The sequence below is a fragment of the Streptomyces sp. NPDC050085 genome, from assembly GCF_044460595.1.
Lineage (GTDB): Bacteria > Actinomycetota > Actinomycetes > Streptomycetales > Streptomycetaceae > Streptomyces.
This window is the reverse complement of sequence record NZ_JBITJZ010000022.1, coordinates 14,530-36,254: the sequence shown is the minus strand read 5'-3', so window position 1 is coordinate 36,254 and position 21,725 is coordinate 14,530. Positions and strand designations below refer to the sequence as shown.

The 21,725-nt window shown below is 72.3% G+C and carries 21 protein-coding genes; 11 read left to right on the top strand and 10 right to left on the bottom strand.

The annotated features are described in order from the left end of the window. Positions 1–129 precede the first annotated feature (129 nt). A complete protein-coding gene (locus tag ACIBUY_RS40210; RefSeq protein ID WP_399155320.1) occupies positions 130–1,662 on the top strand; it encodes a class I adenylate-forming enzyme family protein in 1,533 nt (510 codons plus the stop codon). A gap of 76 nt (positions 1,663–1,738) precedes the next feature. Here ACIBUY_RS40210 and ACIBUY_RS40205 read toward each other — a convergent pair whose 3' ends face one another. Further along, a complete protein-coding gene (locus tag ACIBUY_RS40205) occupies positions 1,739–2,236 on the bottom strand; it encodes an EF-hand domain-containing protein (protein WP_365571027.1) in 498 nt (165 codons plus the stop codon). A 157-nt stretch (positions 2,237–2,393) separates the two neighbouring features. Beyond that, positions 2,394–2,768: an STAS domain-containing protein gene (locus ACIBUY_RS40200; protein ID WP_365571024.1), complete on the bottom strand. Its 375-nt coding sequence runs from the start codon at positions 2,766–2,768 to the stop codon at positions 2,394–2,396. Between the two features lie 350 nt (positions 2,769–3,118). Between ACIBUY_RS40200 and ACIBUY_RS40195 the strand changes: the two genes are divergently transcribed. Together ACIBUY_RS40195 and ACIBUY_RS40190 are read left to right on the top strand one after the other, a co-directional pair. Then, complete coding sequence (locus ACIBUY_RS40195; protein WP_365571021.1) at positions 3,119–3,691, top strand: sigma-70 family RNA polymerase sigma factor; 573 nt, start codon at positions 3,119–3,121, stop codon at positions 3,689–3,691. Further along, positions 3,688–4,977 carry a zf-HC2 domain-containing protein gene (locus ACIBUY_RS40190; protein ID WP_399155319.1) on the top strand — a complete coding sequence of 430 codons (1,290 nt, stop codon included), beginning with the start codon at positions 3,688–3,690 and terminating at the stop codon, positions 4,975–4,977. The genes ACIBUY_RS40195 and ACIBUY_RS40190 overlap by 4 nt, the downstream gene beginning before the upstream one ends. Positions 4,978–5,151: 174 nt before the next feature. Here ACIBUY_RS40190 and purU read toward each other — a convergent pair whose 3' ends face one another. Beyond that, positions 5,152–6,030 (bottom strand): formyltetrahydrofolate deformylase, encoded by an 879-nt coding sequence (gene purU / locus ACIBUY_RS40185; RefSeq protein WP_365571015.1) that lies wholly within the window; start codon positions 6,028–6,030, stop codon positions 5,152–5,154. 79 nt (positions 6,031–6,109) lie between these two features. After that, complete coding sequence (locus ACIBUY_RS40180; RefSeq protein WP_365571012.1) at positions 6,110–6,610, bottom strand: hypothetical protein; 501 nt, start codon at positions 6,608–6,610, stop codon at positions 6,110–6,112. A gap of 117 nt (positions 6,611–6,727) precedes the next feature. On the opposite strand from ACIBUY_RS40180, the gene ACIBUY_RS40175 reads away from it, so the two are divergent. Continuing rightward, positions 6,728–7,999 (top strand): ABC transporter substrate-binding protein, encoded by a 1,272-nt coding sequence (locus tag ACIBUY_RS40175; protein ID WP_399155318.1) that lies wholly within the window; start codon positions 6,728–6,730, stop codon positions 7,997–7,999. Between the two features lie 25 nt (positions 8,000–8,024). Here ACIBUY_RS40175 and ACIBUY_RS40170 read toward each other — a convergent pair whose 3' ends face one another. Beyond that, complete coding sequence (locus ACIBUY_RS40170) at positions 8,025–9,488, bottom strand: hypothetical protein (protein WP_399155317.1); 1,464 nt, start codon at positions 9,486–9,488, stop codon at positions 8,025–8,027. A 186-nt stretch (positions 9,489–9,674) separates the two neighbouring features. Continuing rightward, complete coding sequence (locus ACIBUY_RS40165; protein WP_365571006.1) at positions 9,675–11,066, bottom strand: transcriptional regulator; 1,392 nt, start codon at positions 11,064–11,066, stop codon at positions 9,675–9,677. 319 nt (positions 11,067–11,385) lie between these two features. Here ACIBUY_RS40165 and ACIBUY_RS40160 point away from each other — a divergent pair, with 319 nt between their 5' ends. The 3 genes from ACIBUY_RS40160 (at position 11,386) to ACIBUY_RS40150 (ending at position 14,551) form a co-directional block, all read left to right on the top strand. Further along, positions 11,386–12,072 (top strand): bifunctional DNA primase/polymerase, encoded by a 687-nt coding sequence (locus ACIBUY_RS40160; RefSeq protein WP_365571003.1) that lies wholly within the window; start codon positions 11,386–11,388, stop codon positions 12,070–12,072. Between the two features lie 80 nt (positions 12,073–12,152). Beyond that, positions 12,153–12,956, top strand: coding sequence for an ABC transporter ATP-binding protein (locus ACIBUY_RS40155; protein ID WP_365571001.1), 804 nt, complete (start codon positions 12,153–12,155; stop codon positions 12,954–12,956). Further along, positions 12,953–14,551, top strand: coding sequence for a transporter (locus tag ACIBUY_RS40150; protein WP_399155316.1), 1,599 nt, complete (start codon positions 12,953–12,955; stop codon positions 14,549–14,551). The genes ACIBUY_RS40155 and ACIBUY_RS40150 overlap by 4 nt, the downstream gene beginning before the upstream one ends. Here the strand turns inward: ACIBUY_RS40150 and ACIBUY_RS40145 are convergent. Next, positions 14,548–15,108 (bottom strand): TetR/AcrR family transcriptional regulator, encoded by a 561-nt coding sequence (locus ACIBUY_RS40145; RefSeq protein WP_399155315.1) that lies wholly within the window; start codon positions 15,106–15,108, stop codon positions 14,548–14,550. The genes ACIBUY_RS40150 and ACIBUY_RS40145 overlap by 4 nt on opposite strands. 61 nt (positions 15,109–15,169) lie before the next feature. Here ACIBUY_RS40145 and ACIBUY_RS40140 point away from each other — a divergent pair, with 61 nt between their 5' ends. Continuing rightward, positions 15,170–15,511 (top strand): hypothetical protein, encoded by a 342-nt coding sequence (locus ACIBUY_RS40140; protein WP_399155314.1) that lies wholly within the window; start codon positions 15,170–15,172, stop codon positions 15,509–15,511. Positions 15,512–15,798: 287 nt separating this feature from the next. Here the strand turns inward: ACIBUY_RS40140 and ACIBUY_RS40135 are convergent, their stop codons facing one another. Then, positions 15,799–16,335 (bottom strand): DinB family protein, encoded by a 537-nt coding sequence (locus tag ACIBUY_RS40135; protein ID WP_365570989.1) that lies wholly within the window; start codon positions 16,333–16,335, stop codon positions 15,799–15,801. A gap of 140 nt (positions 16,336–16,475) precedes the next feature. Here ACIBUY_RS40135 and ACIBUY_RS40130 point away from each other — a divergent pair, with 140 nt between their 5' ends. Continuing rightward, positions 16,476–17,873 (top strand): PAS domain-containing protein, encoded by a 1,398-nt coding sequence (locus ACIBUY_RS40130; RefSeq protein WP_365570986.1) that lies wholly within the window; start codon positions 16,476–16,478, stop codon positions 17,871–17,873. A 19-nt stretch (positions 17,874–17,892) separates the two neighbouring features. Here the strand turns inward: ACIBUY_RS40130 and ACIBUY_RS40125 are convergent, their stop codons facing one another. After that, positions 17,893–18,657 (bottom strand): SIS domain-containing protein, encoded by a 765-nt coding sequence (locus ACIBUY_RS40125; protein WP_399155313.1) that lies wholly within the window; start codon positions 18,655–18,657, stop codon positions 17,893–17,895. Between the two features lie 248 nt (positions 18,658–18,905). On the opposite strand from ACIBUY_RS40125, the gene ACIBUY_RS40120 reads away from it, so the two are divergent. Then, positions 18,906–19,598: a metal-dependent transcriptional regulator gene (locus tag ACIBUY_RS40120; RefSeq protein WP_365570980.1), complete on the top strand. Its 693-nt coding sequence runs from the start codon at positions 18,906–18,908 to the stop codon at positions 19,596–19,598. Positions 19,599–20,070: 472 nt separating this feature from the next. Further along, complete coding sequence (locus ACIBUY_RS40115; RefSeq protein ID WP_399155312.1) at positions 20,071–20,934, top strand: alpha/beta fold hydrolase; 864 nt, start codon at positions 20,071–20,073, stop codon at positions 20,932–20,934. 116 nt (positions 20,935–21,050) lie between these two features. Here the strand turns inward: ACIBUY_RS40115 and pdxH are convergent, their stop codons facing one another. Beyond that, positions 21,051–21,689, bottom strand: a complete 639-nt coding sequence (gene pdxH / locus ACIBUY_RS40110; RefSeq protein WP_399155352.1) for a pyridoxamine 5'-phosphate oxidase — start codon at positions 21,687–21,689, stop codon at positions 21,051–21,053. Between the last annotated feature and the right edge of the window lie 36 nt (positions 21,690–21,725).

The window sequence follows — 21,725 nt, the reverse complement described above, 5'->3', positions numbered from 1 at the left end:
TAGTTTTCTGATGGCCCGTCAGATTCCAGGCTAGCCGCGCGCCTCTGGACCGACAAGAAGTGCGGGCTTACGCTCTGAGCCATATCTGACGAACCGTCAGTTCGCTTACGTCTGTTGGGGGTCACGGCAATGACGGACACCGCGCACGCCCTCGGAGCCGCACGCACGCTCTGGGAACTGGTCGAACGCCGCGCCGCCCTCACTCCCGACCGCCCGGTCCTGCTGCAGGGCGAACGGACGCTGACCTTCGGTGAGTTGCGCGACCGCGGCGAGCGGGTGGCGGCGGGCCTGCACGAGAGGGGCGTCCGCCCGGGAACAGTGGTGGCCTGGCAACTGCCCACCCGCATCGAGACGGCCCTGCTCGCCTTCGCCCTGGCCCGCATCGGCGCGGTCCAGACGCCGATCATCCCGTTCTACCGGGACAAGGAAGTCGGCTTCGCGCTGCGGGAGTCGAAGGCGGAGTTCTTCGCGACGCCGGGCACCTGGCGGGGCTTCGACCACACCGCGATGGCCCGCGGGCTCGGCGCCCGCGGCATCTTCGAGGCGTACGAGAACCTGCCCGAGGGCGACCCCGCGGTCCTGCCGCCGCCGCCCGCCGACGGCACGACGGTGCGCTTCATCTACTGGACCTCGGGCACGACCTCGGACCCCAAGGGCGTGCTGCACACGGACCGTTCCCTGATAGCGGGCGGCTCGTGCCTGGCCCACGCCCTGCACCTGTCCGCCACGGACGTCGGCTCGATGGCGTTCCCCTACGCGCACATCGCGGGCCCCGACTACACGGTGATGCTGCTCCTGTACGGCTTCCCGGCCGTGATGTTCGAGCAGTTCGCGCTGCCGGACGCGCTCGACGAGTACCGGCGGCACGGGGTCACCGTGGCGGGCGGCTCGACGGCGTTCTACTCGATGTTCCTGGCCGAGCAGCGCAAGGACCCGACGCGCAAGGTGATCCCCACCCTGCGCCTGCTCGCGGGCGGCGGAGCGCCGAAGCCTCCCGAGATCTACCACGCGGTGGTCCGCGAGATGGACGTCCAACTCACCCACGGATACGGCATGTCCGAGGTCCCGATGATCACGATGGGCGCCCCGGACGACACACCGCAGATGCTGGCGACGACGGAGGGCCGCCCGCCCGAGGGCATGGAGATCTGCATCGTCGACGCGGACGGCAAGCAGGTCCCGGCGGGCGTCGACGGCGAGGTCCGGCTGCGCGGCGAGGCCGTCTGCCAGGGCTACCTGGACCCGAAGCAGACCGCGGAGGCCTTCGACGCGGACGGCTTCCTGATCACCGGCGACCTCGGCCACCTGCTCCCCACCGGACACCTGGTCCTGACCGGCCGCGCCAAGGACATCATCATCCGCAAGGGCGAGAACATCTCGGCGAAGGAGATCGAGGACCTGCTGCACGAACACCCCGCGGTCCAGGACGCGGCGGTGATCGGCCTGCCGGACGCGGAGCGGGGCGAACGGGTGTGCGCGGTGCTCGAACTGCACGACGGGGCCGAGGAGTTGACCCTGGACACGGTGACGGCGTACCTGCGCGGCCAGGGCCTGTCGACGTTCAAGCTGCCCGAGCAGGTGGAGGTCGTGGCGGCGCTGCCGCGCAACGAGACGCTGCGCAAGGTGCTCAAGTACCGGCTCAGGGAGCGTTATTCGGCGTAGCGGGAGCAGTCGGCGCAGCGGGAGCAGGTGGTGGGCGTAGCGGGATTCGGTGGAGCGGGGCGGGGCCCCGCTCGCTTCACTCGGGCACGGTGAAGTACAGCGCGAAGCCCCGTACGACCTCTTCCTCCGAGATCCGCCCGTCCCCGTCCGCATCCAGCGCCGCGACGGCGCCCGCGGCGACCTGGGCCTCGACGCCCAGGATGCCCAGGACCCGCCGGGCCGCGTCCGCGCCGACCCCGGGGCCCTCGGGGTCGGCCACGGCGATGGCCGCCCGCAGGAACGGGCGGGCGATCTCGGCGAACCGCTCCGGGCTGTCCCGCAGCCGCTTCACGGCCCCGGTCACGAACTCCTCCCGGGTCACCCGCTGGTCCCCGTCCACATCGGCGATCCCGGCCATGCCCTGCCAGAACGCCTCGGCTCCCGCGAACAGCGCCTGCCCCTTGTCGCAGCGGGCCGGCGTCTCGAACTCGGCGAGCAGCGCCTTGGCCGCGACATAGAAGTCCTCGCGGTCGATGTATCCGTTGCCGTCCTGGTCGAAGCCGGCGAACCGGGTCGCGATCCTCCGCTCGTCCATGCTCATGGGCCGCCTCTCGCATCGGGCTCTCGCATCGGGTGGGTGCTCCGCGTCGGAGCGTACGTCGGACTCGGCCACGGGCGCCCGGAACCGCGGCGTTTGTGTCAGGACCAGCGGAATTCCGGTACAAGGCTGTGCCACCGCGGGGTCGGACGGGTCAGGCCGACATCGGCTCCGCGTCCTCGATGACGGCCGCCGCGACATCCGGGTACACGTCGAAGAGGCGCCGCACGCCGAGCGCGCCGAGCACCCGGTTCACGTGCGAGCCGTCGACCGCGCCCTGGGCGGGCAGGATCAGCCGGAGCCTGCCCTGGCAGGAACGCATCAGCCGCCGGGCCGCGATCAGCACGCCGACCCCGCTGGAGTCGCAGAACAGCACGTCGGACAGGTCGAGCACGACGCTGTGCCGGCCGTCCGCGACCGCGTCGTGCACCCGCTGGCGCAGCGCGGGCGACGTCACCAGGTCCATCTCGCCGGTCACCCGCACGACGGCCCAGTCGCCCCGCACTCCTTGCGTCACTTCGAGTGCCACGCGCCACGCCTCCCGCGTTGATCCGGAACCACTTCCTACGTTTCGTCTGCCACGCGGCTGCCCTGCCGCATCACGCTGAAACACCTCCGCACACTTATCACATATGGCCTGATTAAGACTGGGGTGGTCCGGGCTGATCGACTTGAACCGCTCTTCAGTCGAAATCGTTCAGATCTCGGGAGTCGGGTCCGGCGGCATCCTCGGGGCCACCCCTGATGAGGCCCCCTTATCACTCACCACCGCACAGGACGAACAATGCGGCAAAGGGTCGTGCTCGGTCGGCGTCGCGGACTACATTCGGTAAGAAAGCGCAACGACACGGCAGTTCGGGCAGTCGGTGAGGGGGCCCCATGCCCAAGGACACTCCGTCCCGCTGGGACCGGAGGATGCAGCAGCGGCTCGCCCACGGCGAGGCCGCCGCTCTCGGTGAGCTGTACGACCGCTTCGCGTCCCTCGTGCACGGTCTGGCCCACCGCGTCCTGGACGACGAGAGCGCCGCCGACCAGATCACCCGCGAGGTCTTCACCCAGATCTGGGAGAACCCCGAGGCGTACGACCCCAAGCAGGGCCCCCTGCGCTCCTTCGTCGCCACGCTCGCCCACCACCAGGCCGTCCAGCGGCTGCGCCAGACCGAGTCCGCCGCCCTCGTGCGCACCGGCCTCGGCAGCACGGAGGAGCTGGAGCGCAAGGTCCGCCGCGCCTCCGCCGCCGCCCGCGCCGACTACATCGTGACGTCCATGCCCGCCCCGCTGCGCGCCGCCCTCGAACTCGCCTACTTCCAGCGCCGGGACTACCGCCAGACCGCCGCCGACCTCGGCGTCACCGAGGACGAGGCACGCCGCCGCCTGCGCCTGGGCCTGCAACTGCTGTCCACGGCGAACGACAGCGGCACGACACCGGGCCGCTACGGGAGCACGGCGTGAGCGGGGCACAGGGGCCCGGCCGCTTCGACCCGTACGACCCCGACAGCCGGGGCGGCCGGGGCGGCACGGGACCCGAGGGCGGGCAGCACAGCGAATCGGCGCCGCGGATACCGACACCGCGCAGCTCCGTCGAGGACACCGCCGGCGCCCTGCCCGACACCCGGGTGGCACCGCCCATGCCCCTCATCCTGGAACACCGCGTCCTCAAGTCCCTGCTCGGCGCCTGGGCCCTCGCGGCCTGCTCGCCCGAGGAGACCACCGCCGTCGAGGACCACCTGGGCCACTGCGGCTCCTGCGCCGAGGAGGCACTGCGGCTGCGCGACGCCGTCGGCCTGCTGCACGCCGAGGACTCCCTCGACCTCGACCCGCTGCTGCGCTCCCGCGTCCTCGAGAGCTGCCTGGGCCGCCGCCCGGCCCGCATCCCGGTGCCCGCCTGGGCCGCGCCGTACGACGCCGAGGCCGCCCGGCTCGACGCGCTCCTGAAGGACTTCGGCGACGGCGAATGGCACGCGCCGGTGCGCCTTCGCTGGTACGAGGGAGAGGAACAGGTCAGCCGCCGCACGACCGTCGCCGGGGTGATCGCCCACCTCACCAGCGTCGACGGCCTGGTCGCCCGCGCCCTCGGACTCGACGACCCGCTCGGGGTGCCCGCCCGGGACGGCCGCGGCCCGACCGCGCGCACGGAGGCGTACTGGCAGGCGTCCCACTTCCCGCCGACCCGCGCCGTCCGCACGCCCTGGCGCGAGCAGTCGCACGCCCTGATCCGCACGGTCTCCTTCACGGGCTCCGACCCCTCCGACACGGACGGCTCGGGTCAGCTCCCCGTCTCGTACGGCGACTTCGAACTCGCCCTGCGGGACGCGATGATCGACCGGGCCTTCGAGTGCTGGATCCACGCGGGCGACATCGCCGACGCGGTCGACTACCCGTACGAGCCGCCGCCCCCGCGCCACCTCAACCGCATGATCGACCTCGCCGCCCGAATGCTCCCCGCCTCCCTCGCCGAGCGCCGCCGCGCCGGCCTCGCGGCCCCGGCCCGGGCGAGTGCCTCCGGCCGGACGCTGCGGCTCGAGGTCGAGGGTGCCGGGGGCGGCGAGTGGCTGATCGCCCTCGACGACACCGGCTCCGCCTCGGAACAGGTGGCTCATGTCGCCCTGGACGGCGTCGAGTTCTGCCGCCTCGCCGCGGGCCATGTGTCACCGGACGAGGCGGCGGCGGGCCAGGTGGGCGACAGGGAGGCGATCAGGGACGTGCTGTCGGCGACGGCGGCGCTGAGCCGTATGTAGGTCGGACGGCCACGCGTCTGCCGAGTTGCTGTCCGTTGCCGAGCGCGGCTCTCGTCGTGGCTGGTCGCGCAGTTCCCCGCGCCCCTTCAGGGGCGCGGGGAACTGCGCGAAGCAGGACCACGGCCCGCAGTCGGCAGCGGACAGTCACCCGGCAGACGAGGAGCCGAATCGGCCTCAGGCGAAGACGACCGTGCGCCGCCCGTTCAGCAGGATGCGCCGCTCCGCATGCCACTTGACGGCCCGCGCCAGCGCCTGGCACTCGACGTCGCGGCCGATCGCCACCAGCTGATCAGGCGTGACGTCGTGCCCGACCCGCTCGACCTCCTGCTCGATGATCGGCCCCTCGTCGAGGTCCGCGGTCACATAGTGCGCGGTGGCCCCGATGAGCTTGACGCCTCTGGCGTGCGCCTGGTGGTACGGCTTCGCGCCCTTGAAGCTCGGCAGGAACGAGTGGTGGATGTTGATGATCCGCCCGCTCAGCTGCTTGCACAGGTCGTCCGAGAGCACCTGCATGTACCGGGCGAGCACGACGAGCTCGACGCCCTCGGCCCGCACCAGCTCGAGCACCTGCGCCTCGGCGTCGGCCTTGGTCTCCTTCGTCACCGGAATGTGGTGGAAGGGGATGTCGTACGAGCCCACGAGCTCGGCGAAGTCCGTGTGGTTGGAGACGACGGCGGCGATGTCGACGGGCAGCGCCCCGATCCGTGCCCGGAAGAGCAGGTCGTTCAGGCAGTGGCCGAACTTGCTCACCATCAGCACGATCCTCATCCGGTCCGAGGCCCGGTGGATCTGCCAGTCCATCTGGAACGAGTCCCCGATCGCGGCGAAGCTGGCCCGCAGCTTCTCCGCGGTGACGGGGGCGTCCGCGCTGAAGTGGACGCGCATGAAGAACAGCCCCGTGTCGTGGTCACCGAACTGCTGGCTGTCCTCGATGTTGCAGCCGGTCATGAAGAGATAGCTCGACACGGCGTGCACGATGCCCTGCTTGTCGGGGCAGGAGAGGGTGAGGACGTACTGCTCGGAGCCGGTGGCGACAGGTGCGGGCGCGTTCATGCAGAAAAGGTTCGCACACTACGGGCCGGCGCGATCCGGCGTCCCGAGGTGCGGACTGCCGGGGCCCGCCCGGCAGGGACTATGCCGCCCGCGTCATGATCCGCAGCACTTCCAGCGTCTGCGGTGCCGCCGAGGGATCGTCGCCGTCGCTGGTGGCGAGCCTCACGTGCGCGTCCCGGGCCGCCCGCACCGCCTCGTCCCACGCGGGGTGGTCCATGTACGCGGACACGGGGGCGTCGGGCCCGACCTGGTGCATGATCCGCAGCACCCGCAGCACCGCCGAGTCGACGAGCGCGGCCTCCTGCGAGTCACGGAAGATCGTGCCGACGTACTTCTCGGCCGACCAGTTGTCCAGCCAGGTGTCCTCGACGAGGCGGTAGACGGCGTCGGTCACATCCCCGTACCCGGGCGTACCGGCGAGCCAGACGTCCCGCTGGAACCCGGGGTCGGAGAGCATGTGCAGCGCGGAGCGCACATTGCTGCGCCAGCGCCACCACGGCATGTCGTTGAGTGGCATGCCGCCCATTTTCGTGGAGCGACGGCCGCGGCGGGAAGAGTTCTCCGAGCTTTGCACGGTCATCGATCGTACGTCCCGCCCTCCGGGGCCTCACCGGGCCCCCGTAATTCACCTCCGCGTCACCACATGTTGACCACGGGTCACACAGGGGTTAGGGATGCGGCGGAATCGTGCAGGTCCATGACCGGCCGGCGCCACACCACGCTCAAGCACACCGTCCGTATTGCCGCTGCCACCGTCACCGGCGCGAGCCTGGTGACCGGCTGCGGGCTGATCCCCGGGGCCACGGGGGGCTCCGGGGCCCAGCCCGTCACGGTGATGACCTGGGCACCCGAGGGGACGTACGCGACGAACATGCCGGGCATGCCCGCCATGGCGCAGGCGTACGGGCGCTGGGTCAACGCCCACGGCGGCATCGCCGGTCACCGGGTGAAGGTCGTCACCTGCAACGACCACAACGACACCGTCGGCGCCGCGCGGTGCGCGCGGGCCGCCGTGGACCAGCACGTCGTGGCCGTCGTCGGCTCCTACAGCCAGCACGGCCGGGCGTTCCTGTCACCGCTGGAGTCCGCGGGCATTCCGTACATCGGCGGCTACGGCGTCAGCGACGCGGAGTTCACCAGCCCGCTGTCCTACCCGGTCAACGGCGGCCAGGCCGCCCTCCTCGCGGGCAACGGCGAACAGCTCGCCGACTCCTGCGACCGCACCGTCCTGGTCCGCCCCGACACCATCGCGGGCGACGAGCTCCCGCCCCTGCTCAACACCGGCCTCTCGCTGCGCCACCGGCACGCCGCCACCGACCTGCGGGCCGCCGAGGACGCCACCGACTACGAGCGCCAGGCCCAGCAGGCCCTGACCGCGGCCGCCGCGGACCCACAGATCCGGGGCTGCGTCGCGGCCGTGCTCGGAGACCGTACGGATACGTTCATGGACTCGTTCCGGCGGCTGCGCTCGGACTATCCCTCGGTGCGCACGGCGACCGTCCTCGGCAGCGTCGACCAGTCCGTCATCAACCGCACCGGCGGCGCGAACAGCCCGTACGAAGGGGCGTCCGTCACCGGCTGGTACCCGGCGGCCGGCGACGGACGCTGGAAGCCGATGCGCAAGGCCATCAACGAGGAGGCCTTCGACGACAACCGGATCGACCCGGCGGACACGGGCGTGCAGACGACCTGGATCGCGTACACCGTGCTGAAGCAGGTCATCGAGTCGCTCGGCGACGGCGAGGTGAGCGCGCACTCCGTGCGCATCGCCCTCGACAAGGGCATGAAGGTGACGACGGGCGGCCTCACGCCCGACCTGCGCTGGGACTACGACCACCTGTCCGCGGCCGGTGACTTCCCCCGCCTGGTCAACGCCCGCGTCGCCTTCCAGAGGGTGGAGGGCGGCCGCCTGGTGTCCACCCGCAGGGGCCTGGTGGACGTGACGGACACCCTGGCGAAGGCTCCCTAGCCCCAGCCCCTGCCTACCTGCCTACCTACAGCTGCACGCTGGAGCGCTGCGTCAGTCCGTACTTCGACGCGATCGCGTTCCACAGCTTCGACGCCTGCGCCTTCTGCTTGGAGGCCGTGACGCTGGACCTGTCGCCGGCGTGCCGCTGCGGCGTCACCTTGGCGCGCCCCTTGTTGCAGCCCTTCTTCCCGGCGACCTGGTCGCCCCACGACGCGTAGTGGCTGTCCGCCGACGCGGACGCCTTCCACGCCTGGGTCAGGGCCGAGGTCAGCGCCGCGTGGTCGGGGAGCTTGTCCACCGTCAGGGCGTTGAGCTTCGTCACGAGGTCGTTGCGCTGGGTCGCCGCGTCCCGCAGGTCCTTGGAGGACTGGGCGAGGACCTTGCAGCCGCCGATGTTGGCGACGGCCGTCACCACGGCGTGCCGGCTGTTGCCCGACTCGGCGAGCAGCTTGTCGAGCGCGACGGCCTGGTCCTTGGCCGGGTCGGCGGCCGGGGTCGACGGTCCTGACGAGGCCGCGGGCGAGGAGTCGGAGACCGTCTTGGTCTGGTCCGCCTTCTTGTCGTCGTCACCGCCACTGCTGAGGAGCGCGCCCGCGCCGATGCCGACGATCAGGATGCCGACGCCGATCGCCGCGATCAGCGGCACCTTCGACCCGCTGCGACCGCCGCGCCGCGACGGCTCCGGCTCGTCGTACGCCGGCCGCTGCGGCAGCAGGGGCTGCTGCTGCGGCGCCTGCTGGGAGTGCTGGGCGTGCTGGCCGTACGAGGCGGGCTGCTGGTGCGGGATCTGCTGCGCGTGCGGGTCGAAGCGCGGCATCTGCTGCGTGGCCGCCGACGAACCAGCCGCACCCTCCGGCTCCGTACGGAACAGGGCGTCGAACTCCGCGGGCGGCTGCCGGTCCTCCGGTGCGCCGGGGCGCACGCCGTAGGGCGCGGCCTGCGGCTGGGCGGGCACCGGCGGTATGTACTGGGTCGCCTGGTTGTCCGGCATGCCCTGCACCGCGTCGGGCAGCGCGCCCGGCATCGGCTGCTGCTGCACCCGGCCCAGGTACTGCGTGGCGTCGGCGGCGGGCGCCTCGGGCGGCAGCGGGGCCGCGGGCTGCTGCCCGAGGGGCGCGATGTACTGCGTGGCGTCACCGTCGAACCCGGCCTGGTAGCCGCCCGGCGCGGCGGGCGGCAGCGGGGCCGCGGCCTGCTGCTGCGGGGGCAGCGCCTGGGCCTGCTGCTGCGGAGGCAGGGGCGCGGCCGCCTGCTGCGGCGCGGCCGACTGGCCCCACTCGTACGTCGGCATCGGCCCCGCGGCCTGCGCCTGCTGCGACTCGGGCCCCCACGGCTGGCCCCACGGGGCGGCGCCGGTGGGCCCCGCCTGGTCGCCGAACGTGCCCGGCAACAGGGGCTCTCCGCCGTCGGCGGGCAGCACGACGCCTTCGTGCGCCTGCCGTTCCGCCGGGAGGTGCGGATCTTCGCCCTGTCCGCTCTGCTGCGCCACCGGGACTCCTACGTATGGGGGGCCGTTATCGACTGCGGAATCGTCGGCTCACGCTACCGGGTCCTCGCACGCGCTTGCTACGCACCTCAATTCACGGAAGGGGCCCGGAAGCTTCCCCCGTGACGGGAGTAACAAAACCGGGCCCCTGCACGCTGTTGTACTTCTGCCTCTCCGTTTCCTCTCCGGCTACGCGGCCGCCTGCAGCTCCATCCGCGCCCCGAACTCCCGCACCACGGCCTCCTCGCGGAACGGATCGAGCCGGTCCTTGAAGTCCTCCAGGTACTCCGCGCCACGGTTGGACCGCAGCGTGCCGAGCAGTTCGACGGCCCGAAGTCCCGTGTGACAGGCCTGTTCCACCTCGCGCTGCTGCACCTGGGCCGTGGCGAGGAGCACGAGTCCGATGGCCCGGCGGCGCACCCGCGACTCGGGGTGCCCGTCCAACGACTCCTGCGCGCACCGCGCCGCGTCCCGCGCCTGCCCCAAGTCCCGGTGGCAGTGGGCGAGTTCATCGGCGAGATAGGCGTGGTCGAAGTGCGCGATCCAGACCGGGTCGTCACCGGAGCCGGTGCGCCCGTCGGCCTGCTCCATGGCGGCGACGGCCTTGCCTCCCGCGGCCTGCGCGGACCTGGCGTCCCCGAGCAGCGCATGGCCGCGCGCTTCGGCGGCGTGGAACATCGCCTCCGCGCGCGGCGTCACGCGCCCGCGCGCCCCCTCCTGAGCCGCGCGGGCGAGCTGGGCGATCTCGCGCGGGTTGCCGAGCTGCGCCGCGAGATGGCTCATGGACGCGGCCAGCACGTACCCGCCGTAACCGCGGTCCCCCGCCGCCTGGGCCAGCCTGAGTGCCTGGATGTAGTAGCGCTGGGCGAGACCCGGCTGCCCGGTGTCGACCGCCATGTACCCGGCGAGCTCGGTCAACCGGGCGACCGCGGCGAACAGTTCACGCCCCACGGCCTCCCGGTACGAGCCGGCGAGCAGCCCGCTCACCACACTGTTCAGGTAGTGCACGACGACCGGCCGCACGTGCCCGCTGCCGTACTGGTGGTCGAGGTCGGTCAGCGCCTGCGTCATCGCCCGCACCGCGGCCACGTCCGAGGGCCCCACCCGCGGCCCGGCACTGCGCGCCACCTGCGAATCGGGGACCGAGATCAGCCAGTCGCGGCTCGGCTCGACGAGCGCGGAGGACGCGACGGACGACCCGGACAGGAAGTCCCTGCGCCCCACGTCACTGCGCCACAGCTCACACACCTGCTCGATGGCGCCGAGCACGGTCGGCGAGAACTGCAGTCCGACGCCGGACGCCAGGTTCTTCCCGTTGGCCATCCCGATCTCGTCGATGGTGACCGTGCGGCCCAGCTTGCGGCCCAGCGCCTCGGCGATGATGCCGGGCGCCCGCCCGCGCGGCTGCTGCCCGCGCAGCCAACGGGCCACGGACGTCTTGTCGTAGCGCAGATCGAGCCCGTGCTCCGCCCCGCACATGTTGACCCGGCGGGCCAGGCCCGCGTTCGAGCAGCCCGCTTCCTGGATGAGCGCCTGCAACCGTTCGTTGGGCTGTCGCGCGACGAGTGGCCGTGCGGCCATGGCGTACCCCCTGCTGTGCCCGTCCGGGTGTCCTACGGATCGGTGACCGGTGGACCGGTGACCTGCGGATCAGTGACCAATGGATCAATGCCCAGCAGACAAAAGGAAGATGCATCCCAAACAGGTACGGAAAACGTGATCTCCGCATCTCGCCCAGGTGACTCCCCCTCGTCCACAGAGGTGGCTACCCGCGCCCCGCTGCCGCCTCCCGTGCGCGCCCCCACCCATGCACCCATGCGCCCCACATGCGGGAACGATGCTCCCGCCCCGCCCGTACGTGCGCCCGTAACCCCACATGACGGCGGGAGTTGAGAACTCCGTGGAAGAGACCATCGCAGGCACCTCGGACGTCACCTCACCCGCCACCGCTGCCGGCCAGATCCCGCAGCAGCGCGGCGAATCCCTCCTCGACACGGCCGTGCGCTACGCGGAAGAGCGGCACTGGGACGTGTTCCCCGGCACCTGGCTGGAGTTCGACGAGGGCGTCCAGCGCTGCTCGTGCGGCGACCTCCAGTGCGCGGCACCCGGCGCCCACCCCGCGCGCCCCGACTGGGCCACGCAGGCCACCGGCAGCGCCACGGTCGCCCGCCGCCTGTGGTCCAAGCAGCCCAAGTCCTCGATCCTGCTGCCCACGGGCCGTACGTTCGACGCGATCGACGTGCCGGAGACCGCCGGGTTCCTCGCGCTCGCCCGCATGGAGCGCATGGAGCTCACGCTCGGCCCGGTCACCTGCACCCCGGACCGCCGCATGCAGTTCTTCGTGCTGCCCGGCGCCACCCTCAAAGTTCCCGACCTCGTGCGCAAATTGGGCTGGCCCCCGGCCTCCCTGGACCTGGTCGCGCTCGGCGAGGGCGGCTACGTCGCGGCGCCCCCGACCCGCTTCGGCAGCCAGGGCGCCGTCCAGTGGGCCTGCCGCCCGACCGCCGCGAACCGCTGGCTGCCCGACGCGGAGGAACTGATCTCCCCGCTGGCGTACGCGTGCGGGCGCGAGGGACGCCGCAAGTAGCGCCTCTGGGGCGCCTCCTGAGGACGATGCCCCGGCCGACGTAGGGTTCCGCTCACGGACGGACGAAGGGCGGACCCCAGGTGACCGAGGCAGCGGCAACAGCAGCCGTACGCGTGCACGACCTCTGGAAGTCCTTCGGACAGCAGCCCCCCAACTACGCGGTCGCCGGGATCGAACTCACCCTGCCCGCGGGCAAGTTCATCGGACTCGTCGGGCCGAACGGGGCGGGCAAGACCACCACCCTCTCCATGGTCACCGGACTGCTGCGGCCCGACCGCGGCACGGTGCACGTGGCGGGCCACGACGTCTGGGCCGACCCCGCCAAGGTCAAGGCCCGCATCGGCGTGCTCCCCGAGGGCCTGCGCCTCTTCGAGCGTCTTTCGGGGCGCGAACTCCTCGCGTACACGGGCAGGTTGCGCGGCCTGCCCGGCGCGGAGGTCGACCAGCGCGCCGCCCAGCTCCTCGACGTGCTGGACCTGGCGGGGGCCCAGCACAAACTCGTCGTCGACTACTCGACCGGCATGCGCAAGAAGATCGGCCTCGCCGCGGCCCTCCTCCACAACCCCGAAGTCCTGTTCCTGGACGAGCCGTTCGAAGGCGTCGACCCGGTCTCCGCCCAGACGATCCGCGGCGTCCTGGAACGCTTCACCCGCTCCGGGGCGACGGTCGTCTTCTCCTCGCACGTCATGGAACTCGTCGAGTCGCTGTGCGACTGGGTCGCGGTGATGGCGGCGGGCCGCATCCGCGCGCAGGGACCGCTGGCGGACGTGAAGGGGGGCGCAGGGTCGTTGCAGGAGGCGTTCCTGGAACTGGTGGGGGCCAACGAACGGAGCGGCGAGGGCACCCTGGACTGGCTGGGCGGCAACCCCGAGGCCTCGGCATGACGGGCGGCGCCCCGTCCCTCACCGGGACCCTCATCCGCCTCAAACTGGCCCTGCTCCGCAACGGCCTCCGGCAGTCCTCCGGTCGCCGCGCCGCCTACGTCGCCTCGGTCGCCGTCGTCCTCCTGATCGCCGCCCTCCAACTGCTCGGCCTGATCCTGCTCCACGGCAACGACCACGCGGCCACCGTCGGCACCGTCCTCACCGCCGTCCTCGCCCTCGGCTGGGCCGTGCTCCCCCTGTTCTTCCCGAGCGGCGACGAGACCCTCGACCCGACGCGCCTCGTGATGCTGCCGCTGCGCCCCGACCCGCTCGTCCGGGGCCTGCTGGTGTCGTCACTCATCGGCATCGGGCCCCTCTTCACGCTCTGCCTGGCGCTCGGCGCGGCGTACGCGGTCGCCCGCACCGGAGCGGCCGCGGCCGTCGCCGTGCTCGCCGTCCCGCTCACCGTCCTCACCTGCGTCGCCCTCGCCCGCGCCGTCGCCGCCGCCAACATCCGCCTGCTCACCAGCCGCAAGGGCCGCGACCTCGCCGTCCTCAGCGGCCTCGTCGTCGCGATCGGCGCACAGCTGGTCAACTTCGGGGCGCAGCGGCTCGGTTCGGCGGGCGGGGTCGCCGCGCTCGACCCGGTCGCGGACGTGCTGCGCTGGGTGCCACCGGCGTCGGCGATCGCCGCGGTGGACGCGACGGCCACGGGCGCCTACGCCACGGCCGTGGCCCAACTGGCGCTCTGTGCGGCGGGTTTGGCGGGCCTCCTCGTCATCTGGCGACGTGCCCTGACGCGCCTGATGACGAGCCCGGACGGCTCGACGCTCCAGGCCGCGGAACCCTCCCGCCGCACGCGCCGCACCACCGGCGCCCTTCGCCTGCTCCCCTCCGGCCGCACCGGCACGGTCATGGAACGCAGCCTGCGCTACGTGTGGCGCGACCCGAAGACGAAGGCGGCCTGGATCACGTCCCTCGCGATCGGCCTGATCGTCCCGGTCTTCAACGCCCTCCAGGGCACGGGCTCCGTCTACTTCGCGTGCTTCGCCGCCGGGATGCTCGGCATCCAGATGTACAACCAGTTCGGCCAGGACACGTCGGCGTTCTGGATGGTGGCGATGACGATCGCGTCACGGCGGGACGCGTACGAGGAACTGCGCGCCCGAGCCCTGGCACTGCTGGTGATCACCCTCCCGTACGCGGCTCTGGTCACCCTCGTCACGACGGCGATGCTCGGCGCGTGGAGCGACCTCCCCGAGGTCCTCGGCCTGTCCTTCGCCCTCCTCGGGGCGATGCTCGCGACGGGCGCCTGGTCATCGGCGCGCTTCCCGTACTCGATCCCGCAGGAGGGCTACAAGAACGTCGCCCCCGGGCAGGCGGGCCTCGCCTGGATCTCGATCTTCGGCGGCATGGTGGCGGCGGCCCTGCTCTGCGCCCCGTTCCTGGCCCTGACGATCACCCTGCACGCGACGGGCGCGGACGCCTGGACCTGGATCCTGCTGCCCGTCGGCACGGCGTACGGGGCGGCGGTGACGCTGCTCGGCCTGCGCCTGGCGGCGCCGCGCACGGCGGCCCGGCTGCCGGAGATCCTGGCGGCGGTCAGCAAGGGCTAGGTCGTGTCCGCAAAGCCCCTGGGAACGGGCAGCCCGCGCAGCAACGTATCGACGTAGACCTCGAACGCCGGCTCGTCCGGGCCTTCACCGGCCGCCGCCAGCCAGCGCACCACACCGGGTCCGAACACGTCCCAGCTCGCCTCGGCCCGCTCCTCGTCGGCGCCCGCGGCGCGGAACGCGGCGATCGCCCGGCCCCGAAGCCGCGCGAAGGACTCCGCGTGACGGCGGTGCGGACGGGCGACGTGGGCGGCGTACCCGGGCACGGCCAGGAACTCCTCGCGCATCGACCAGGCGAGGCGCGCCAGCCAGTCCCGCCAGTCGTCGGGCCCGGGCTCGCCCTCGGGCAGCACCCGCTCGACCATCACCTCACTGACCAGGTCGAGCACGCCGTCGCGATCGGGCACCCACCGGTACAGGGACGAGTGCGACACCCCGAGCCGCGCCGCCAACTCCCGCATGGTGAGCGTCTGCACGCCCCCTTCGAGGACGGCGTCGACGATCCGCTCACGACTCAGCCGCGGCGGCCGCCCGGGCCCGTTCTTTCCGGTGCTGTTCATCGCGGCAAGGTTATGCGACCAATTAACGACCGCTGGTCACTAATGACGCTAGGCTCAGCCCATGGACGTACGAGAGATAGATGCGGCCCGACTTCCCATGCCCGAGGCCCAGGACCTGATCCTGCGGGAACTGCGCGAACTCACCGACAGCGCGGCCCCGTTCGCCGCCGTCCTCCTCATGCCCGCGCCGGCGGAGCGCCCCACCGGCGCCCCCGCCACGGACCGGGTCCGCACCCTCAAGGAACTCCGCCCCGCTCTCACGGCCCACTGCCGCGGCCTGGCCTTCGTGGCCCGGCGGCCCGAGGCGATCCACAGCGGCGAGACCCTCTGGGGCTGCCCGACGACGGCCACGCAGGACGCGGCGGCGGCACGCGCATGGGCGCGGGACCGCATGGGCCACTGAAACGCAGACGACCCGCGAGCCATGGTTCCTCCCGTACGAGACGGTCGGAAGCCGGCCGGACGTACCGGCGGCTCGCGGGTCGGGTGACTGCTTGGGAATGGGGCCGACTGCACGCACATCACACGTGCTGGTCCGGCGCCGAATCCGAGATGCGACGTCGGGCCGTCAGCCCGCAGTCACCTCACGCGTCCGGAATGCATACATCTGCCGAACCACCTCCCTTCTTGTGTACGCCACAGCCTAAAAAGACGCCCCCCACGGTTCAACCGGTTTTTCGAGAACGTGCCCTACGCCCCCGCCACCCCGTCGATCGCCTCCCTCAGGAGATCCGCGTGGCCGTTGTGGCGGGCGTACTCCTCGATCATGTGCGTGAGGATCCAGCGGAGTGAGACGTGGGGGTCGCCCGTGTAGGACGCCTCCTGGGGGGAGAGCGTGCCGAGGGTGTCGAGGGGGGTGTCCGCCGTGAGTTCGCGGGCGCGGGTGATCTGGGTGCGCCATTGGGTCAGGGCCGCGGGGAGGTCGTGGTCGGGGGTGAGGGTGAAGCCGTCGGGGCCTGCCGAGGGGGTCACCAGGGGGGCCTGTTCGCCGGCCAACACCCGTTGGAACCAGTTGCGTTCGACCTCCGCCAGGTGCTGGACCAGGCCGAGGAGCGTGAGGGCGGTGGAGGGGATCGGGGCCTGGCGGGCCTGGGCGTCCGTCAGGTCGGACACCTTCAGGGCGAGCGTTTCGCGGTGGAAGTCCAACCAGGCTTCCAGGGTGGTGCGTTCGTCGGCGTGCGGGGGCGGAACGGGGCGGCCGTCGGGGAGAGTTGTCGTGGGCTGCATGCTGGGCATGTGTACTCAACAGATTCGTTGAAGTTGACCGAACTCCGTGTGGGATGCGTCACGTTCGAGTTGAATGATCTGAAGCAGTACGAGGACTGCGCGGTATTCGTAGCGCCGACACAGCCTGCAGGGGGTGCCAGGTGAGTGCTTCCCGGCGTAGTGGGACCACCGATGCGCTCGGGCCCGAAGAGCCCGAGGAGCCTGAGGGAACCGAAGGGGCCGAAGGGCCGGACGGGGCCGATCTGTTGGCCGCGTTGCTGGACGGGATGGACGCCGCGCTGTGTGCCTTCGATGCCGACGGGGTCGTGACCCATTGGAACCGGGAGGCGGAGCGGATCCTGGGCTGGTCCGCGGCGGAGGCCGTGGGGCGGCAGGGGTTCGCCGGCTGGGCGGTGCGGTCCGCCGACGCGGACGAGGTGCAGGGGCGGCTGCTGGCCGCCATGCACGCGCCCGGGCGGCAGGTGCACGAGTTCGCCCTGGTGACCAAGGACGGCGGGCGCGTTCTCGTACGTACGCAGTCCGCTGCCGTGCGCGGCGGGGACGGGAAGCCCGCCGGGGTGTACTGCGCCTTCAGTGAGGTGCACGCACAGATCGACCTGGAGCGGTCCATCGCGTTGAGCGAGGCGCTGTTCCAGGACGCGGCGTGGGGTGTGGTGCTGGTCGACGCCGATCTGCGGCCCGCCGTCGTCAACGCGCATGCCGCGCGGGCCCTCGGGTCGGGCCGGACCGCCGTACTCGGGCGTCCGCTGGGCGAGTTGGTGTCCCAGGGCGTGGAGGAGCTGGAGAGCGCGCTGTCGCACGTGCTGGCCGAGGGTGCGCCGCCCGCGCCCATGGAGGTGTGGGTGACGCTGCGGCTGCCCGGCGAGGGGGGCGCCAAGCAGGAGCGGCGGTGCTGGCGGAGCGGGTTCGTGCGGCTCGCCTCGCCGCTCGCGGAGGAGCCGGTGCCGCTCGGCGTCGCCTGGCTGTTCCTCGATGTCACCGAGGCGAAGCAGACGGAGCAGGAGGCCTCTCAACTCCGTTTCCGGGCCCACCAGTTGCACCGGGCCGCGCGGGCCGCCGCCGAGTGCGAGGATCCCGGCGAGGCGGCGACGGTGCACCTGGACTTCTCGCTGGCCGGGTTCGCCGATCACGCGCTGATCGACCTGGTGGCGAACGAGGAGCCGCTGCGTCTGGTGCGGGCGGCGGCGACGCCGGCGGGGGCGCCGGGGCCGAGTCTGCTCGTGACGCGGGGCGCGGTGCCCGTGCGGTACGGGGAGGGGCATCCGGCGCTGCAGTGCGCGGAGCGGACCGGGTCGGTGCGGGCCGGTGCGCCGGTGACCGCGCGCGCCGGGGAGTGGGCGGCGGCCCGGCAGTGGCCCGAGGGGTCCGTGTACGCGCTGTGTGCGGTGCTGCGCAGCCGGGGGCGGACGCTCGGGGTGGTGACGTTCCTGCGGGGGACGAGCCGGGCGCGGTTCGAGCAGGGGGACGCGATGTACGCGGAGAGCGTGGCGGTCCGGATCGCTGCCGCGGTGGATCTGGCCTTGATGGGGGCCGGGTAGGGGCTTCCGGGCGGGGTGCTCAGTGCTGGTAGAAGATGCGGTCCCGGTACTCGGCGAAGACCCGGCCGTTCCAGTCGTGGCCGCCGTCCACGTTGCCGGAGCGGAGCAGGGGCGGCTGGATGCCGCGGTCGGCGAGTGAGGTGGCGCAGGTGGCCAGCGTGGCCTGCATCAGGGCGCTGGTGGTGACGGTGGACGCGGAGGCGAAGGGGGCGTCGACGCCTTCGTAGGTGAGTTCCGCGTCGCCGATCTGGATCTTCGAGTCCAGGACGACGTCGCAGTGGTCACGCAGGTACGTGCCCGAGACGTGCCGGGATTTCGGGGCGTCGGGCCCGGTGGCGTAGGCGAGGGAGGTCACGCCGATGACCTTCAGGCCGAGCGCGCGGGCGTTCATCGCCATCTCGACGGGCAGGGCGTTGCGTCCGGAGAGGGAGATGATCACCAGGGCGTCGCCGGCCTTGGCGGGGCTGGTGTCGAGGACGGCCGCGGCGAGGCCGTCGACCCGCTCCAGGGCGGAGCCGAGGGTGGCGGGCATGACGTCGACGCCGACGGCGCCGGGGACGGCCAGCAGGTTCATCAGGGCGAGGCTGCCCGCGCGGTAGACGACGTCCTGCGCGGCGAGCGAGGAGTGTCCGGCGCCGAAGGCGAACAGGCGGCCGCCCCCGGCGACGGTGTCGGCGAGCAGGGTGCCGGCCGCCGCGATGTTCCCGGCCTCTTCGTCGCGGACCCGCTGCAGCAGGCCGATCGCGGCATCGAGGTACTGCGTGGCCGGCTTGCTGTCGCTCATCGGCGTAGCCCCTTGCGTCGTCGTACGTCTCTGCGTGTGCCGCGGATCACGGTGCGGTCTGGACCAGCCCCCTGTCAATACGCCCTGAGGGGCCTGTCGCGGCCCTGCCGGGGCCCTGCCGGGCCGCTGTTTCCCTGGCGCGGCACGGTTGTCAGCGGTATGCGTCAGAATTGGGGGCAGGGCCAGCACGAGCGACGCGGCGAGCCAGTGGGGCCGTCGCGGAGCACAGAGCTACACGAGGGGCACGTATGTCCGGACTGATCGACACCACGGAGATGTACCTCCGCACCATCCTCGAGCTCGAAGAGGAAGGTGTGGTCCCCATGCGCGCCCGGATCGCCGAGCGGCTCGACCAGAGCGGCCCGACGGTCAGCCAGACCGTGGCCCGTATGGAGCGTGACGGCCTGGTGGCCGTGGCCGCGGACCGGCACCTGGAGCTGACCGACGAGGGGCGCCGGCTCGCGACCCGCGTCATGCGCAAGCACCGGCTGGCCGAGTGCCTCCTCGTCGATGTGATCGGCCTGGAGTGGGAGCAGGTGCACGCGGAGGCCTGCCGCTGGGAGCACGTGATGAGCGAGGCCGTGGAGCGGCGCGTCCTGGAGCTGCTGCGCCACCCGACGGAGTCGCCGTACGGGAACCCGATCCCGGGTCTTGAGGAGCTGGGCGAGAAGGACGGGGCGGACCCGTTCCTGGACGAGGGCATGGTCTCGCTCGCGGACCTGGACGCGGGCACGGACGGCAAGACGGTGGTCGTGCGCCGCATCGGTGAGCCGATCCAGACGGACGCGCAGCTGATGTACACGCTGCGGCGGGCGGGCGTGCAGCCCGGTTCGGTGGTCAGCGTGACGCAGTCGCCGGGCGGGGTACTCGTGGGCAGCAGCGGTGAGGCGGCGGAGCTGGAGGCGGACATCGCCTCGCACGTCTTCGTGGCCAAGCGCTGAGCATTCGTCGCATGGTCAACTGGCCCCGAGGGGACGGGAGTTGACCACACCTGCCGGATTTCCCCCCGCTCACCTGGGCGGGACGGATTCTCTGCGCAGAATCGCAGCAACCATCCCCATTGCGTGCCAGGCTGTCCCCCGAGGCATATGACGCGGCGGGCGGCGCGGCGGCGGGAGGGTACCCATGGGGGCGCTTATCCGGACAGAGGGCCCCGGCGCCTTGCGGCGCCGGGGCCTGTCCTCCCCTGTGCTGACCCGGAGCCCCGAGCTCCCAGGGTCATCCCCTTCGGACCGATTTCCCCGAGCGGTCCGCCTCCCGAGGAAGAGATCCCCTCGGCGGCGCGTGTCATTCCTTGAGCGCTGTCACTCAAACGAGGGGTGTTGCCGGAGAGCGCCACGCTTTCGAAAAAGAGTTCGATAGCGTGCGCGGGTACGCGACTGCAGGCGCGACCACGAGGGGGTGCCAGGGCCAATGGCGCGGCGCATCGACGTGACCGGCGCGGGCGGGATCCGCCTGGCCGCCTGGGAGTTCGCCGACCCGCCCAAGACGGGCGAGGTCGGGCGCACGCCCGGAGTCCTGTTACTGCACGGCCTGATGGGCCGGGCGTCCCATTGGGCCGGCACCGCGCGCTGGCTGGCCGAGCGGCACCGTGCGGTCGCCCTGGACCAGCGCGGGCACGGGCAGAGCGACAAGCCGCCGCAGGGCCCGTTCGACCGCGAGGCGTACGTGCTGGACGCGGAGGCGGCACTCGTACAGCTGGGGCTCGAGCCCGCGGTGCTGATCGGCCACTCGATGGGCGCGCTGACCGCCTGGCAGCTGGCCGCGCGGCGGCCCGATCTCGTCCGGGGCCTCGTCATCTGCGACATGCGGGCATCGGCGCTCGGGGCCGCCTCCCAGCGGGAGTGGGAGGACTGGTTCAAGGCGTGGCCGCTGCCGTTCGCGACGCTGGCGGACGTACGGAAGTGGTTCGGGGAGGACGACCCCTGGGTGGAGCGGCCCAATCCGGCGCGCGGGGAGTTCTACGCGGAGGTGATGACCGAGTCGGCGGACGGCTGGCGGCCGGTGTTCTCGCGCCGCCAGATGCTCGAGGCGCGGTCGACGTGGGTGTACGACGCGCACTGGGAGGAGCTGGCCGCCGTGCAGTGCCCCGCGCTCGTGCTGCGCGGGCTCGACGGGGAGTTGGGGCGGGCGGAGGCCCAGGAGATGGTCCGGGTCCTGCCCAGGGGGGTGTACGCGGAGGTGGCCGATGCGGGTCACCTCGTGCACTACGACCAGCCGGAGTCCTGGCGGGCGGCGATCGAGCCATTTCTGGACGGGGTGTTGGCTGAGCTGTGAATCGCCGTGGCTCTGCCGGTACGCATGCCGGCTGACGGCTGGTGGGGGCTTCTCGCGCAGTTCCCACGCACCCGCAGTCGCGCACCCGCGTCAAACCCCGAGCTGCTGGGCGGCGCCTACGGGCTCAGCCTCTCCACCCGCCAGGCGCTCGGGCCCGTCGACACGAACCGCAGCCTGTCGTGGAGGCGGTTCTCGCGGCCCTGCCAGAATTCCACCGTGTCCGGAGTGATCCGGAAGCCGCCCCAGTGCGGGGGCACCGGGACCGCCGAACCCGCCGGGTAGCGGCGGGCCAACTCCTCGTACCCCGCGTCGAGTTCGCCCCGCGAGGTGAGGACGGACGACTGGGCGCTGGCCCACGCGCCGAGTTGGGAGCCGTGCGGCCGGGAGTGGAAGTACGCCTCGGTCTCCTCCCGGGAGGTGCGCACCGCCGTGCCGGTGACCAGGACCTGCCGGCTGAGCGGGTGCCAGGGGAACAGCAGCGCGACGTGCGGGTTCGCGTCGAGGTCCCGGGCCTTGCGGGAGCCGTAGTTGGTGTAGAAGACGAAGCCCTCGTCGTCGTACGACTTCAGCAGGACCGTACGGGAGCTGGGGCGCCCGGCGGCGTCGGCGGTGGAGACGACCATCGCGTTCGGCTCGACGAGCGGTGAACCGGGGGCCGCGGCCTGCTGGAACCAGCGCGTGAACTGTTCCATGGGGTGCGCGGCGAGGTCGGTCTCGAGGAGGCCGCCGCCGCGCGGGTGGTACTGCTCGCGCATCGCGGCGGGGTCGGGGGTGTGGTCGCTCACGGCGTC

Coding starts and splice junctions, on each gene's coding strand:
- ACIBUY_RS40135 (WP_365570989.1), bottom strand. CDS start 16,335: ATGCAGCCCACGACAACTCTCCCCGACGGCCGCCCCGTTCCGCCCCCG.
- ACIBUY_RS40210 (WP_399155320.1), top strand. CDS start 130: ATGACGGACACCGCGCACGCCCTCGGAGCCGCACGCACGCTCTGGGAA.
- ACIBUY_RS40195 (WP_365571021.1), top strand. CDS start 3,119: ATGCCCAAGGACACTCCGTCCCGCTGGGACCGGAGGATGCAGCAGCGG.
- ACIBUY_RS40145 (WP_399155315.1), bottom strand. CDS start 15,108: ATGAACAGCACCGGAAAGAACGGGCCCGGGCGGCCGCCGCGGCTGAGT.
- ACIBUY_RS40120 (WP_365570980.1), top strand. CDS start 18,906: ATGTCCGGACTGATCGACACCACGGAGATGTACCTCCGCACCATCCTC.
- ACIBUY_RS40140 (WP_399155314.1), top strand. CDS start 15,170: ATGGACGTACGAGAGATAGATGCGGCCCGACTTCCCATGCCCGAGGCC.
- ACIBUY_RS40150 (WP_399155316.1), top strand. CDS start 12,953: ATGACGGGCGGCGCCCCGTCCCTCACCGGGACCCTCATCCGCCTCAAA.
- ACIBUY_RS40115 (WP_399155312.1), top strand. CDS start 20,071: ATGGCGCGGCGCATCGACGTGACCGGCGCGGGCGGGATCCGCCTGGCC.
- ACIBUY_RS40180 (WP_365571012.1), bottom strand. CDS start 6,610: ATGACCGTGCAAAGCTCGGAGAACTCTTCCCGCCGCGGCCGTCGCTCC.
- ACIBUY_RS40125 (WP_399155313.1), bottom strand. CDS start 18,657: ATGAGCGACAGCAAGCCGGCCACGCAGTACCTCGATGCCGCGATCGGC.
- ACIBUY_RS40165 (WP_365571006.1), bottom strand. CDS start 11,066: ATGGCCGCACGGCCACTCGTCGCGCGACAGCCCAACGAACGGTTGCAG.
- ACIBUY_RS40175 (WP_399155318.1), top strand. CDS start 6,728: ATGACCGGCCGGCGCCACACCACGCTCAAGCACACCGTCCGTATTGCC.
- ACIBUY_RS40205 (WP_365571027.1), bottom strand. CDS start 2,236: ATGGACGAGCGGAGGATCGCGACCCGGTTCGCCGGCTTCGACCAGGAC.
- pdxH (WP_399155352.1), bottom strand. CDS start 21,689: ATGCGCGAGCAGTACCACCCGCGCGGCGGCGGCCTCCTCGAGACCGAC.
- purU (WP_365571015.1), bottom strand. CDS start 6,030: ATGAACGCGCCCGCACCTGTCGCCACCGGCTCCGAGCAGTACGTCCTC.